The sequence below is a fragment of the Paenibacillus senegalensis JC66 genome, from assembly GCF_000285515.1.
GTDB classification, from domain to species: Bacteria; Bacillota; Bacilli; order Paenibacillales; family NBRC-103111; genus Paenibacillus_L; species Paenibacillus_L senegalensis.
The window spans coordinates 579,246-593,202 of sequence record NZ_HE610957.1 but is presented as its reverse complement, the minus strand read 5'-3'; the positions used below and the strand labels follow the sequence as shown (position 1 = coordinate 593,202).

At 48.0% G+C, this 13,957-nt stretch carries 12 protein-coding genes and 1 pseudogene; 11 read left to right on the top strand and 2 right to left on the bottom strand.

Translation table 11 applies throughout. The features are described from left to right. Positions 1 to 18: 18 nt before the first annotated feature. A complete protein-coding gene (locus PSHG_RS02870; protein WP_010269158.1) occupies positions 19 to 1,029 on the top strand; it encodes an NAD-dependent epimerase/dehydratase family protein in 1,011 nt (336 codons plus the stop codon). Here PSHG_RS02870 and PSHG_RS31935 read toward each other — a convergent pair. Beyond that, a pseudogene (locus tag PSHG_RS31935) lies at positions 1,014 to 1,073 on the bottom strand (hypothetical protein); the annotation flags it as partial. The gene PSHG_RS02870 and the pseudogene PSHG_RS31935 overlap by 16 nt on opposite strands. Positions 1,074 to 1,502: 429 nt before the next feature. Here PSHG_RS31935 and PSHG_RS02865 point away from each other — a divergent pair. The 10 genes from PSHG_RS02865 (at position 1,503) to PSHG_RS02820 (ending at position 12,800) form a co-directional block, all read left to right on the top strand. After that, on the top strand, positions 1,503 to 2,543 hold the full coding sequence (locus tag PSHG_RS02865; protein WP_010269155.1) for an ABC transporter substrate-binding protein: 1,041 nt from the start codon (positions 1,503 to 1,505) through the stop codon (positions 2,541 to 2,543). 5 nt (positions 2,544 to 2,548) lie between these two features. Further along, positions 2,549 to 4,531 carry an iron ABC transporter permease gene (locus PSHG_RS02860; protein ID WP_042121078.1) on the top strand — a complete coding sequence of 661 codons (1,983 nt, stop codon included), beginning with the start codon at positions 2,549 to 2,551 and terminating at the stop codon, positions 4,529 to 4,531. Positions 4,532 to 5,088: 557 nt separating this feature from the next. Next, on the top strand, positions 5,089 to 5,628 hold the full coding sequence (locus PSHG_RS02855) for a GNAT family N-acetyltransferase (protein ID WP_010269149.1): 540 nt from the start codon (positions 5,089 to 5,091) through the stop codon (positions 5,626 to 5,628). A 388-nt stretch (positions 5,629 to 6,016) separates the two neighbouring features. Then, positions 6,017 to 6,454: an N-acetyltransferase gene (locus PSHG_RS02850; protein WP_010269148.1), complete on the top strand. Its 438-nt coding sequence runs from the start codon at positions 6,017 to 6,019 to the stop codon at positions 6,452 to 6,454. Positions 6,455 to 6,689: 235 nt separating this feature from the next. After that, complete coding sequence (locus tag PSHG_RS02845; protein ID WP_010269145.1) at positions 6,690 to 7,343, top strand: response regulator transcription factor; 654 nt, start codon at positions 6,690 to 6,692, stop codon at positions 7,341 to 7,343. Continuing rightward, the gene (locus tag PSHG_RS02840; RefSeq protein ID WP_010269143.1) at positions 7,340 to 8,746 is read left to right on the top strand and encodes a HAMP domain-containing sensor histidine kinase; all 1,407 of its coding nucleotides are present in this window, start codon (positions 7,340 to 7,342) and stop codon (positions 8,744 to 8,746) included. The genes PSHG_RS02845 and PSHG_RS02840 overlap by 4 nt, the downstream gene beginning before the upstream one ends. 78 nt (positions 8,747 to 8,824) lie before the next feature. Next, positions 8,825 to 9,709: a hypothetical protein gene (locus tag PSHG_RS02835; RefSeq protein WP_010269142.1), complete on the top strand. Its 885-nt coding sequence runs from the start codon at positions 8,825 to 8,827 to the stop codon at positions 9,707 to 9,709. 1,201 nt (positions 9,710 to 10,910) lie between these two features. Then, positions 10,911 to 11,396 carry a GyrI-like domain-containing protein gene (locus PSHG_RS02830; protein ID WP_010269140.1) on the top strand — a complete coding sequence of 162 codons (486 nt, stop codon included), beginning with the start codon at positions 10,911 to 10,913 and terminating at the stop codon, positions 11,394 to 11,396. Positions 11,397 to 11,948: 552 nt separating this feature from the next. Beyond that, positions 11,949 to 12,380: a thiol-disulfide oxidoreductase DCC family protein gene (locus PSHG_RS02825; protein WP_010269138.1), complete on the top strand. Its 432-nt coding sequence runs from the start codon at positions 11,949 to 11,951 to the stop codon at positions 12,378 to 12,380. Positions 12,381 to 12,383: 3 nt separating this feature from the next. Beyond that, positions 12,384 to 12,800, top strand: a complete 417-nt coding sequence (locus PSHG_RS02820; RefSeq protein ID WP_010269137.1) for a hypothetical protein — start codon at positions 12,384 to 12,386, stop codon at positions 12,798 to 12,800. Between the two features lie 400 nt (positions 12,801 to 13,200). On the opposite strand, the gene PSHG_RS02815 is transcribed toward PSHG_RS02820, so the two are convergent. Next, positions 13,201 to 13,572, bottom strand: coding sequence for a hypothetical protein (locus PSHG_RS02815; RefSeq protein WP_010269135.1), 372 nt, complete (start codon positions 13,570 to 13,572; stop codon positions 13,201 to 13,203). Positions 13,573 to 13,957: the final 385 nt, after the last annotated feature.

Here is a 13,957-nt window from a genome sequence, read left to right as displayed (position 1 = left end):
ATTGAGGGAGGCAAGTAAATGAAAAAAGCGAATGAAAATACAAATGAAAATACAAATGAAAATACGCCTGCACATGCGAAAAATCCTGTTGATCAGGCTGAGGTTCATGCAGTTTTTGGCACGGGTGGTTTGGGGCTGTCTTTAGCAGAGGTTTTAAGCAGGCAGGGGAAAAAAGTCCGGTTAATTAACCGCAGTGGGCAACTGCCATCCGGATGCTTTAATCCTGAATGGGAAATCGTTAATGCGGATGCGTCCAATCCTAAAGCCGCTGCGGAAGCGTGCAAAGGAGCTGCTGTAGTATATCACTGCATGGGGCTGCCTTATTCCGAGTGGAAAGAACATATGCCGGGAATGATGGCTGGTCTAATAGAGGGAGCTGCTCAAGCGGATGCTAAGCTTATTTATGGGGATAATCTTTACGCTTACGGACCTGTCTCGGGGAAGCTGCACGAAGAGCTTCCATACCGGCCTGTTGGAGAAAAGACAGAAGTGCGCGCGAATGTAGCCAAACAATTAATGGAGGCCCACAGCAGCGGTAAAGTAAGGGCGGCAATCGGCAGAGGCGCGGATTTTTACGGCCCCTTAGTCGCCATGGCTTCTCTCGGCGCGGATGTTTTTCGCCATGCAGGGACGGGTAAACCAGTACCTTTACTAGGCAGTCCAGATCATCTCCATACTTATATTTATATAAAAGATTTTGCCAGAGGCTTAGCCATACTCGGGGAGCAGGAAGCGGCAATCGGCCAAGTGTGGCACATTCCATCGGCCGAAACGGTGACCACCCGGCAGCTTGTTGAGCTCATTGGGGAAGAGGCAGGCGGCAGCCCTATGAGGTACAGGGTGGCTGGAAGAGGGATGGTTCGTTTTTTAAGTTTGTTTAGTTCCATGATGAAGGAATTAAAAGAAATGCTCTATTTATTTGAGCAGCCATTTATAGTGGATCACAGTAAATTCGAGCACGCTTTCGGAGCTGTGGTGACGCCGCATCGCGAGGCAGTTCGGGAGACGCTGCGCTGGATAAGAGCTTGAGAACGGGAGAAGCCATATAAAAAAGCGCACACCGCAGACCTCATTGCCGATTAGATGTGGTCAGCTGTGCAAGCCTATAAAAGAACCTGTCCAGACTAAATAGAATAACAGCCTACTGGCGATGTTCCGCAAGGAACAAGGTCCGCAGGACTGAAGGAGCCTCCCGCGGGCTTCTTTTTTAGTTCCCGAAATACATGTCTTGTGTATTTAGGACTGGTCGAATATAATAATAATGATAATCATTATCATTATAGTTTTGCTAATAGATTCATAGATTTGGAGGGAAATGAATACCACCAAGATTGCATTAAGCTAAAGAGAGGTCAACAGCAGCATTGGCATTTTGCGTTGTCAGCAGCCCAGCATGTTGGGCATCGCGGCATCAGCATAGAGCGATGCCGGTACGATCGGCAAATGATTTGGATTTTTTTACAAGCGCATAATCTAATTGTCTGGATAGGAGAAGAGAGAACATGTTGAAAAAGTATAGGGTACTCACAATAATAGCTTTAGTGTTTATTCTAGGCGGTTGTATGGCGCAGCAAGATAACGGGCCAAGCCAGCCGAACGAGTCTAGTCCCAATAGTTCCGTTAATCAAAATGAAAACTCCAACGGGAATACTAACGCAAATGCCGGTTCCAATCAGCAGATTGAAATTGAAGACGGCTTTGGAACGCAAACCTTCGATGGCGTTCAATCCCGCGTCGTTGCTTTAGAATGGAGCATCGTTGAAGAGCTGTTAATTGCAGGCGTGCAGCCGGTCGGCGTTGCCGATATCGAGAATTTTAACAAATGGGTTACGATAGATGCGGAACTGTCAGAGGATGTAGTAGATGTCGGCGGACGTATCGAACCGAACCTCGAAATGATCTCGCAATTGAATCCGGATGTGATCATCGGAATTAAAGGCCGTCACGAAAAAATTAAGGGAGAGCTGGAAAAAATCGCTCCCGTCGTCATGTACGATAATGCAACTGATGTAGCGCAGGAGAATCTGTATGCCCATATGCTGGATTCATTAAAACAAACAGCCAAGCTGGTGGGCAGGGAAAAGGAAGCGGAAGATGCAATTCAGCGTCTGGAAAGCCGTTATGAGGAGGCCCGGAGCCAAATCGAGAATGCTAACCTAACTACCCATGAGTTTGTTTTTACCCAGGCTTTCTCGGTAAACCAAGCTCCAACGTTCCGTCTCTTTACGAAAAACTCCATCGTTAGCAATGTGCTGGAAAACATGGGGCTCGTCAATAAAATCCAGGATGAGCCTGAGGGAGCAAGCGGCATGATTGAAACGAATGTCGAGGGGCTGTCCAAGTATCAGGAAGCGATGCTGCTGCACACCGTGCAGAAGGATGATCCATTGTTCGACAACCTGGCCAACAACGCCGCGTGGCAGGGACTATATTTTGTTAACGAAGATGAAATGTATGATGTTGGCGCAGGTGTCTGGACATTCGGCAGCGTTTTATCGATGGAAACGCTGGTTGAACACGTTGTAGAAGCACTAGTGAAGTGAGAGCAATGAAAAAATCTGTAGCTATACTCACAGGCTATATCGCACTTTTTGCCTTGCTTGGAGCCATTCATGTAAGCCAGGGGCAGGCCTCACAAGGCTTCCTCGCCTTCTGGCGGGAGGTATGGCATGACGAGCAGCAGATGAATTTTCTGCTGTACAGCCGGCTGCCGCGCTTTTTGATCGGCTGCTTGGCCGGGGCGGCTCTAGCAGTTGCAGGCATGCTGTTACAATCGATGACTCGTAATCCGCTCGCCAGTGCCAGCACCTTGGGGATTCACGCGGGCGGCTACTTTTTTGTGGTGCTGTTTACCATTTTCCTGCCCTCGTTAAGCGGCCAATATCCAATCCTTGTGACGATGGCCGGCGGGATTTTGGCTGCACTGCTTGTCACCTTTTTGGTCGGACGGTCGCTGGACCCGGTACGGATTGCCCTAACCGGTCTTATTGTCACGATGCTGTTCTCATCATTTACAAGCGCTTTGCAAATTTTGTTTGAAAATGAGGTGTCCGGCCTCTTTCTCTGGGGCTCAGGTACACTGCTGCAATTGGATTGGAGCGGAGTTCAGTTTGCCTGGCCATGGATCACAGGTACGCTTGTTTTCGCCTGGCTGATCAGCCGGCGATTCGATATTTTGCTGCTGGGTGATGAAGCCGCGGCCGGACTCGGGCAAAACGTTACGCTTACCAAAATACTAGGCTGGCTTGTTGCCATATTGCTCGCTTCGGTAACGGTTGCGGCTGTTGGGCCGATCGGTTTTGTTGGCATCATTGCCCCGCATCTTGTCCGCTTGATGGGATTCCGTCTGCACAGGACAATGATCATCGGTAATATTGTCGTAGGTGCCGCATTGTTAGTCGGAGCGGACATTTTTGTGCGGATAATTTCCAAGTCCTCGGAGCTTCCGGTTGGAGCGATGACGGCGATTATCGGCGGGCCGTGGCTAGTTTATCTGGCATTCAAAATGGGGGCAGCGACCCGCGCAAGGGCGGGATCACTGGTTGGCAAAGTACGCATTCGTTCACTGGCGCGTTTTTATCCTCTAGTCATTATCGCCGTTCTTGTCCTGATTACAATAAGCTTGTCCTTTGGCGGTACCCGGTTTACTCCCATAACCGAATTGCCGCATGAATTGATGTATAATCGTTATGCTTGGGATTTCCGGGTCCCGCGTGTGATTATCAGCTTTCTTATTGGCATGATGATGGCGCTAAGCGGATTAATTCTGCAGAATGTGCTGCGCAATCCGCTTGCCGATGCATCCGTGCTGGGCATAACATCTGGTGCGAATGTAGTGGCTATGCTGTTTTTGATTGTATTTCCGCAAGCACCGTATTTGTTCGTGCCTATGGGAGCTCTGCTCGGCGCCTTGATTACGATGATGATTGTGCTGGCGGTCAGTGCCAGGAGTGGTTTTCAACCGATTAATCTGCTGTTGATGGGCATTGCTTTTTCGGCGGTAGGAGCAGCCTTGGTGCAGATATTTCTAGTCAGAAATAATCTGCATGCGTCGCAGGCACTGACCTGGCTCGCAGGCAGCACATATGGCACAAGCTGGCATCATATGTGGATTGTACTTGCGGGACTGCTGCTGGTGCTGCCTCTTGTGCTTTACCATGCCCGGGCTATTGACGTCCTTTCCTTTAGCGATGAGGTGTCAACCGGAGTAGGCGTAGGCACTTCCAAAATGCGGCTTAGTATGATTATTTTGGCGGTTGTTCTCTCTGCAGTAAGTGTCTCTGTAGTTGGCTCCATAGGATTTATCGGGCTGCTGGCCCCGCACATTGCAAGGCAGCTCGTTGGCCCCAAAACATTAAGGCTTCTGCCGCTTACTCTATGTATAGGGGGAATTCTGCTTATATCTGCAGATTTGCTGGGCCGTGTGCTGCTAGCGCCTAAGGAAATTTCTGCAGGGATTATCGTTTCTTTGATAGGAGCTCCCTATCTGCTGTATTTGTTGAAGCAAACCAATAAAGTGCAGCTGAAGTAAGCAACAGCAGCTGACGAGCAGCAAAGCGCGGATGCGCCAAGCGCGGCTAGAGGCTGCTGAAAATTTGTAATGCTTACTATATACTCTATTTGTGATAAAATGACTCAAAACAAGATGCTTGTCACAAATAAGCAGTATGGTAAGCGCTGAGTTTAAGTAAGATGTTTTTAGGAGCGCAATAAGCTCCTTAGCGAGGTTTTAGATTTATCGTGAACATCTATTGCAGCACAAGTGCCCAGCGGGCATCGATCTGCAAGGCGTTCAACGCTAACGCTCGCCCTCGCAATGCGATCTGAGCATGGCAAGCGTTACAATTTTTATACCCCCGATTTTGCTCAAATAAGGACCACTACGAGCGTTAGAATTCTGAGCGGCGGCGAACGGTCAGCGAAGCAGTGGCGAATGGTTAGGAAAGCGGCGAATGGTCAGCGAAGGCGGCGGCGAACGATCAGCAAAGCGGCAATCGCTGCAGCAGCGTACCCTACGGCAAAGGTAGCATCAGCAGCGCATGAGTGTACCACGCGCCAGCTCTCGAGAAAAAGCCTGTGGGAGGGACTATGAAAGTAAATATTAAAACGAGCCGATTGCTTGTGCGAAACTTTCAAACCGGGGATTGGCAGGCTTTGTACGAGTATACATCGGATGAACAGGTTATGAAGTTTCTGCCGGAATATGTCTTCACAGAACAGAATGCTCAACATTTTGTTCAAAAGCATTCAGGCGATGAAGCGAGATGCTTTGCCGTATGCCTGACGGATGAGCAGCGATTGATTGGTCACATTTCTTTTCATAAACATTTCGGGGATCATACCTATGAGATTGGCTGGGTGTTTCATCCCGCATACTGCAACAAGGGTTACGCTACAGAAGCGGCAAAGGCAATGCTGCGGCACGGTTTTGAGCAGCTGCAGCTGCATAGAATTATAGCCACCTGCCAACCCGAAAACATAGCGTCGCACAGGGTTATGGAGAAAATCGGGATGAGAAGGGAAGGCTTTTTCAAAAAATGCATCCCTCGTGGTCAAGAATGGTGGGACGAATACTGCTATGCCATTTTACGTGAAGAATGGATGGATGCTATACAACGGTATACTTGACATTTCCCTGAGTTCGCATAAATAAAGAAGGCTCGCAAAAAAATGCGGGCTTTTTCCTATGGCTAGAACATGTATGAGGAGGTTAGATGCATGCGAAGATTAGCATACATTCAAAGGTTAGATGCATGTGAAGGTTAGCCAGCATGCGAAGATTAACATGCTTGCGATGTTGCAGGCGCTGGGCATCAACCTTTAATTTTACCAGCAGGTATACACTTAAGCGTACTTACGCTCCTGATGGCGGCCAACATGTCAAGGTCAAGTGGAGACTGAACGAGCTCTGTTATTGTTTTAATTAAGGCCAACTTGCTTTTGCCGCGCAAACGGTCTATTCTGATAAAGCTGGCGATCATTACAACAGTGGATTAACTTAAGGGAAGTGACGTTTATGATCAGACAATTGCATTCCGCAGATTTACATAGAGTCATGGAGATCTGGCTGGAAACCAATATTCAGGCCCACAGCTTTATCCCGCAAGCGTATTGGCAGGAGAATGCCTCTTTAGTAAGAGAGCTGCTGCCGCAGGCGGATGTGTGGGTTTATGAGCAGGCGGATGGGGATATTGGCGGCTTTATAGGAATCATGGAAGCCTCGTTTGTAGCAGGGCTTTTTGTGGATTCGAACATACAGTCCGGAGGAGTAGGAAGTGCCCTTCTAAGCTATTGCAAGCAGAAATACCCGGAACTCAGTCTGCATGTGTATGAGGACAATATTAGAGCGGTGCGGTTCTATGAAAAAAACGGATTCACCATAGTCGGTGAGATGGTGAATGACGCTACCGGCAAGCAAGAATACGTGATGCAGTGGAAGTCCGGCTCCCGCTAGGGGGTAACGGATTGGAGCTTCCCTTCTTGAATTTTGTCCGGCCTCAAAGATGAACACTGAAAGGTGGCCTCTTTGGGGTCTTTTTTGTTATAACTAAATCTGCAAAGCTATTCTCATAAATGCCGGCGAAAACGGATAGGTTCCCTCGTAGTAGTTATATTTCGAGACATAGCCCCGCTAATTTTACAACTTGATAACAAAATAGTGTTTTTCTATTTAGGAAGAGGTGAATAAGTTGGCAACGATATTAATAGTTGAAGATGAAGCAGCCATTAATGAACTGGTAAAAAGGAACCTTCAGCTGGTCGGGCATCACTGCACTTCCGTCATGGACGGCAAGTCGGCTTTGGAGGAAATAGCAAATCGCGCTTACGATCTGGTTGTTCTTGATATTATGCTGCCTGAGCTGGACGGCTTTGATGTTTATCGCCAGTTAGGCGGAATACCAACCATATTTTTGACTGCACGCAGCAGTTTGCCCGATCGCATCAAAGGATTATCGATGGGAGCCGATGATTATTTGGTTAAACCCTTCGAAATGATGGAGCTGCTGGCCCGTGTGGAAGCCGTATTAAGGCGTACGCAAAAATCAAAAAGCGTGTTCGAAGCGGGCCACGTCAAAATCGACTTTGATAGCCGGCAGGTATATTGCAACGGGCAGCGGGTGGAGTTTACGCCGAAGGAATACGATTTGCTGGAAGTGCTGGTCCATAACCGGAACATCGCCTTATCCCGGGAAAGGCTGCTGGAGCTGGTGTGGGGTTATGACTACGAAGGAGACACCCGAACGATAGATGTGCATATTCAGAAGCTTCGCAAAAAGCTAAGCTGGGAAAATGCGATTCAAACCGTGTACAAGCTTGGGTATCGTCTGGAGATCAGTACATGAAACAGCGTACCTTTTTGACTACTCTTGTTCTGTTTCTGATTGTGTTCAATCTTGGTATTGTCTGGATTTCGGTTGCTACCTATAAGGACACGGTTAACCGCGCCAAGGATACCAGCTTGAGCGGCCATTACTTTATCGTCCTGGCTTTATTGAAGGACTTTCAGTCATTGAATAACCGCAATGCCGAGGTGGATGCTTCATTGCCTCAACTGCTTCAGCCGTATGATTATCTTTTCCGTGATGATTCGACATGGCTGGCTCTATACAAAGGAGACACCCTCCTTCACACAAACTTGCCGGTTGCTGACCCGGAATTGTTGCTAAATACTCCGGAGCCACTAGAGGAGGGGGCCCGCCGGGTGATGATGCGCGAGCAGGATGATCGCTCTTATGTCATCGTTACTGGAAGCCTCCCCGCGCCTTACGAGGAGTACACACTAAGCTATGTGCACGATACAACGGCTGCATTGAATTCTTGGAGAGTTACTAAAAATACGCTGTTTCTCGCCGGCTTTGTCTTGTCGAGTGCGCTTGCGCTGGGACTCCTGTTGGTGCTGAACCGCATTTTCAAGCCGTTGACCTTGATCTCCAGGACTTCACGTCAAATCGCGTCCGGCTCCTATGATACGAGACTCCCGGTAAATGGCAGGGATGAGCTTTCCGAGATGGCACAGAGCTTTAATCATATGGCTGAAGAAATTCAGCAGCGAATGACGGAGCTTAAGACGGCAGCGGAAAAAAAGCAGCAGTTTATCGACAATTTTGCCCACGAGGTGAGAACTCCTTTGACGGCGATTTATGGCTATGCGGAATATTTGCAAAAGGCAGCCCTGTCGGAGAAGGACAAGCTGGCAGCGACTGGTTATATTATGTCGGAGAGCCGCCGCCTGCAGACGATGGCGTTCCAATTGCTTGAATTAGCTAATTTAAGAAACGATGAGCTCGTGTGGGAGGAGCTTGACATAGCCGAGCTAATACATTCGGTGAAGCAAACCCTGGGGAGCAAGCTGACGGAGAAAAATATCCAATGGGAGCTGCGCTGCGAGTTTAAGTCTATACGCGGGGATGCCTGCCTGTTAACGAGCCTGTTTCTAAATCTGGTTGACAATGCGGTCAAGGCCTGTCGTGAGGGGGGCACTATCCAGATTCATGCTTACACGGAATACGACAGCAAAGTGGTGGCGATCCGTGACAACGGAAAAGGCATGGCAGCTGGTTTGCTCGAACATATTACGGAGCCTTTTTATCGTGTGGAGAAATCGCGAAATCGTAAAGACGGAGGGGCTGGCCTGGGGCTGGCAATTTGCCGGCAAATTGCTGACCGCCATGGCGCGGAGCTGCGATTTGCAAGCGAACCGGAAAAAGGAACAGAGGCATCGATTATTTTTACAAGTTCATCATAACTCTATGACGATTTCATAATGCGGTCTTAGTAGACTTCTATTTGCAAGACAAAATCAAACTTGGAAGGAGCATTTGCAATGAAGGAGAGAAAGGGCGAAAATCGCGGATGGAAGGGAACTTTGACGACCGCAGCAGTGGTCATAGGAACAGGTACACTTTTGTTTCAAGGTCTTACTCATGCAGCAGCAGCTATGGAGTTCAAAAAGATTAATCAAGTGCCGACGTATTATGTTACCAACACAGGGAATGCTTTATCGGAAACAGGCAGAAATCTGCCGGAAGGCTATCAAAAAGCGAGTTACACAGTGGATAGCATTGATTTGGAATTCTATCAGAAGCAAACCCCAACCAGTATAGATATCACAAGGGAAGAAGCAGCTGAACTAGGGGCGCAGGCGCTTTGGGAAATTTTTGGAGTGGATCTCGAAGGGCAAAGAGTAGAACTGGGTTACGGCCCTCCAACGGACAGTCTTCCCCGTTCATACTGGTACGCAGATGTTTACGTGGACGGTGAGCTTAAGTATTATTTCGACATGGATTCTGTGACGGGGGAGCTCTTTGGTATAGGCCGCAACCGAACGCTAGATGAAAATGCAGGACTCGGCTTTGATAGGGAGCTGCATAAAAATCCGCAGAAGTACGAGGAAATGGCGAAAGACTTGGCAGAGAAGTACAACGTAGTAAACGGTGCGGTGCAATCTGTGGAATACAACAGCCAAGGATACTCAAACAATGATCCGACGATCACTATGCATATTACCGGGGAAAATGGCGACCTGGCGATGATGACCTTTTCCCGTTATGATCAAGAGCTGCTGAGCATCGGCTACAATGCGTCCACCAAGTATGCGCTGGAATTCGCTGAGGAGCAGATGAGGAAGCTTGAGGACAAAGTTGAGGAGCTTCAAAAAACGGTCGATCCGGACGCTGCCCCTATGCTTGACCCTATCGAGCTCGACTAATCCAGCCTGCTGGCCCAATCCATGCAGGAAAAGGACTACACTGCTGCACCGGTAGTTCCTGGCCTGCAGTTGTTCTATAATTAGAAAACCGTCCCATCAGTCGGAAGCATGACTGTTGGGGCGGTTTATTTGTAGCAGAAGGCTGCTGCTGGGCAGGGTCAAAACGCTGCTGAAGGTTTCGGCGGCTGCGTTGAGTTAGACGGCTGAGATCCACTCTATACTGAGGCTTGCTATGAGAATGTTCATATAGGTACCTGTCGCCAGCCAATAGTGTCCTGCATAGCACTCAGCGAGATTCCCCGCGAGTGCCCAAAGGGAGACGCATTCGATGTGAAGCTTACGCTAACGCTCGCCCTCGCTCTTATTAGGCTAAAAAGAGGGGGATTTAATTTCTAACGCTCATCCTCGTTCTTATTTGTGACAAAAAGCCCAAAAAACCGTGATTTGAGCAAAAAAAGGACGATAGCAAACGATGGAAAGCGTTACAATTTTTAACCCCCTGATTTTACTAAAATAAGGACAATGGCGAGCGTTACAATCCGAAGCTGGCTGCTAACGCGAACGCGAACTCACGCCTTACTGCCCGCTTCAAACCGCTGCAAATGGAAATATACAGAAAATAGGGCGGCTGCCTAGCAGCTGCTGATGCTTTTTTACTAGACATACCTGCATCAACTGCCCCTTTCTTATACCTGACAACGACCTATTGTTGGGGAATAACCCTAACTCGCAATTTATCTGGAAAAATATGGGGATTTAGGTAAATTGGAAGGGATTTAGGGGTGGAAGAGAGAAGTTATTTTTAATAAGCGAGAAGCCTCTTCTCTAACGAGATATAGAGGTACAGGAGCGAAGGGGCAGGGGGCGAAGGAGCGGAGGAGTGACTTCTAACCATCGTGACGACGATGCAGATCGCCTAATCCTTAATCAACTTGCTTGAATTGGCTAACGTTAGATTGATGTTCTTCGGAATCACCGCTTCAACATTCGATAGAAGGTAAGTAGGGAAGTTCAAGGTTAAGAACAAGGAAGGAGCAATGGCTGGCCCAGCTGGAGGGGGAGGCAGATCTCAGGAAATTGCGGGTATTTTGCCGAGGGCTTTTTTTCTACCGTTTAGCAGCTGGCATTTCCATAAGAGAAATAAACTCGTAAATTGCAAAATGAGGGTTCAAAAAACTTGACAATAAAGGAGAGATCTTGCATGTCACAGCAGTACGAAATCATTAAGCTGCCTGCTTACCGGGCAGTTGGTTTGAGATGGGAAGGAACATATAAAGAGGTCCATACCATTCGTGATGTTATTCATACGATGAAGTCTAGAGTGGAAGAGCTCCCGCAAGCAGTTAAACCGGATGCTCAACTGGGACTGTCCTACCATCTGATACCGGAAGGCTTTGTCCATTATTCCGTTTTTGAAGTGGGGCCTGAGCAGACGGTCCCTGATGACATGGTTGAGATCGTAGTTCCCGAAATGACCTATTTGTTCACTCGCCACGAAGGAGGAAATATTGGGGAGACTTACAATCAGGTAGCCCTCTGGCTTGAGCAAAATGGCTACACTCCAGCAAAGGAGCCCGGCGTTACCTATTATGATCCACTGCCGATCAAGCACGAGCGGTACTCGCTATTGTCAGATTCTCAGGATCCGCATTTTGACATATTGATTCCAGTAGAGCCTCTAGCTTAAGACGGATCTGGGGCCGGCAAAAAGCAGAGGCAGGGATTTATCACGCAGACTCTCTAGGGATTTGAGAACAGATAACCAGGCGCGATTTTTTTATGGGGTTGTCCTTTTAATGGGACGTACTTTTACAGCGGTTTCCCGTTCTTATGGAATTTTGGAATGCTGTTCAGGCTCTAGCGGATTAACCCGATTCGTTCAAATTTGTACAGTTCGGCTTCTCCATGTTGTATAGAACGGGAGGGGCCTTTTTAGCGTCTCGAAAGCATCGCCTAATAAAAATTAAGGAGTATCATGTCTGCCAAAATTAGGAGGAGATTCGTCATGCTTGACTGATTGCGGAATTACCAAATTGTACTAGCAGAGGGCGAGGGAGTGAACGCATACGGATGGGCAGATAGTCCTCACCACAGGGCCAGAGCATCGCGCTTGGTGCAGCTGCACATAACACACGCGCTTGACTGCCGCAAAATTTAAACCAGTTTTAAACAAAAGCCTGCTGGAATTTAACCCGCAAGGTATACAATAGTCATTGAAGTCAGGCAGCAGGGGGCATCTATGGTGAATGACATGAACAATCAGGCTGTCATCCTATTCGATGGCGTCTGTAATTTCTGCAACAGTTCAGTGCAGTTCATAATTCAGAGAGACCGATCGGGTTATTTCCGATTCGCATCGCTGCAATCGAACGAGGCACAGATGCTTCTATCCGAACAGAAGAAAGTACCGAGCCTGGATTCGATCGTTCTATTGGAGAACGGACGGATGTTCACCGAATCAACTGCGGTACTGCGCATAGCGCGGAAGCTGGACGGACTATGGAAAGCGGCAGCTCTATTCCTTATTGTACCGAAGCCGCTGCGAGATATAGTATACCGGATAGTTGCCCGTAACCGATACCGATGGTTCGGCAGGCAAAGCGCATGTATGATTCCGACTCCTGAACAGTCCAGGCGATTTTTAAGGATGGATGAATTAGAGGAGGGTTAGTTATTGATAATTCGCATCTTGAGCAAGTCTATACCGACTACATTCCGGTTGTTTCTTGGTATCATCTTTTTAATCTATGGCATGGTCAAGCTGGTTTTCGGTCAGTTCGGCGAGCCTACCCCGGAGATCGCTGCGCTGCATAGTGAAGGCTTTGTGCTCGCGTGGACATTTTTCGGTTATTCCCGCTTGTATGAATTGTTCATTGGTGTGGGTGAAGTGGCTGCAGGGATCCTGATCATGATTCCGCGAACCGCGGCGCTCGGAACGGCCATCTACTTTCCCATTGCCTTGAATGTCATGCTGGTGAACTATTGTTACAGTATAGGCGTGCAGGACCTGAGCACGGTCTTGACGGTGTTGTGTCTCGTGCTGCTGTGGATCTATCGGCGAAAATATATGGTGCTTTTAGAAAGGGGCTGATACCATGACACCCTACGTCATTTTACTTCTGATCGGCATTTTCTGTCTGACCACAATATACTATGGAATTAAAGAATGGAGAAAATCGCGAAATATATCCCAATAATCAGATGATTAAAGCAAATTAGCTCAGATTCTTGATTACTTCTACCTAATGACAACAGCTTGCCGATTTCTTTAGCATTAGGCGGCTGAGGAGAGGAGTCATTTCCCCCGCTATCGTCTCAAACTTTAACAAACTGACCAACTTCAAGCCGTTCTATCTCCCTGTTATTTCCCCTTGGCCCTATACATAGCTTCCTAAAAAACGCACAAACTCCTAAGTTCCGAATGGAACAGAGGAGTTTGTTGACAAACTAGAGCTAGCGCATCATTTTGGCTGCATTAAAGCTTAAGCTGGTTATACGCGCGTATAACCGGCTGGCAGCTGGCCGGCATTGCGGATCGCGCGCACCTGCTCCACGGTTAAGCGCTGGTTTGTCGAAATAATCGATTCTACATCGTTACCGGCAATCAAATCGTCCAGGTCCCGGATACTGCGGTTTCCGCGCAAGATCCGAAAGTTGCCTCTAAAACCGGTACGGGTAAACAGCACCAAAGTTGCATTGCTGCTTGTGGAGAAGAAGCGCAAGCTTTCAATACCGTCAACGATGCGGTCTGTATTGGAAATTCCTACATTTCCGGTGAAAACCCGGCTCCTGCCTGTAAAACCTTCATCCTCATAGACGGTCAGTCTGGGGTACGTTTGCGATACATATGCTTTTGGCTGCATGCATCTGCCTCCTTATGAAAAAACATGATGATCAATAGAACCATCGACTCCCTTATTTCCACGTCACCAAGCCGGAAAATAGCATAATGCTATGGTAAACCCATAGCTTAAATGTCAGAATAGCGCGCGCTTTAGCAAGACTTTCCGCATGCACCGCGAGCTCCCAGCGGGCGGAGTTTCGCTGCGTCAAGGCGGTCGGTCGACCTTGCTTGCTAAAGTCACAGAAGCTCAAGGTCCGGGCAGACTTTCGCTTTAGGAAATAATAGATTTAACCGGCTTTAGTGTGTGAAACTAGTAATGGGTTACGAGTTCTATAGGGTTCTATATCATTATTGTATGAATGAGAGAATAAAAGGATTGGACGGCAAACTACACTTTTTTAATT

Bases quoted from the DNA above. Each gene is read 5' to 3' on its own strand.
- PSHG_RS02870 (WP_010269158.1), top strand. From the start codon at position 19: ATGAAAAAAGCGAATGAAAATACAAATGAAAATACAAATGAAAATACG.
- PSHG_RS02850 (WP_010269148.1), top strand. From the start codon at position 6,017: ATGATCAGACAATTGCATTCCGCAGATTTACATAGAGTCATGGAGATC.
- PSHG_RS02860 (WP_042121078.1), top strand. From the start codon at position 2,549: ATGAAAAAATCTGTAGCTATACTCACAGGCTATATCGCACTTTTTGCC.
- PSHG_RS02865 (WP_010269155.1), top strand. From the start codon at position 1,503: ATGTTGAAAAAGTATAGGGTACTCACAATAATAGCTTTAGTGTTTATT.
- PSHG_RS02830 (WP_010269140.1), top strand. From the start codon at position 10,911: ATGTCACAGCAGTACGAAATCATTAAGCTGCCTGCTTACCGGGCAGTT.
- PSHG_RS02825 (WP_010269138.1), top strand. From the start codon at position 11,949: ATGGTGAATGACATGAACAATCAGGCTGTCATCCTATTCGATGGCGTC.
- PSHG_RS02835 (WP_010269142.1), top strand. From the start codon at position 8,825: ATGAAGGAGAGAAAGGGCGAAAATCGCGGATGGAAGGGAACTTTGACG.
- PSHG_RS02815 (WP_010269135.1), bottom strand. From the start codon at position 13,572: ATGCAGCCAAAAGCATATGTATCGCAAACGTACCCCAGACTGACCGTC.
- PSHG_RS02855 (WP_010269149.1), top strand. From the start codon at position 5,089: ATGAAAGTAAATATTAAAACGAGCCGATTGCTTGTGCGAAACTTTCAA.
- PSHG_RS02840 (WP_010269143.1), top strand. From the start codon at position 7,340: ATGAAACAGCGTACCTTTTTGACTACTCTTGTTCTGTTTCTGATTGTG.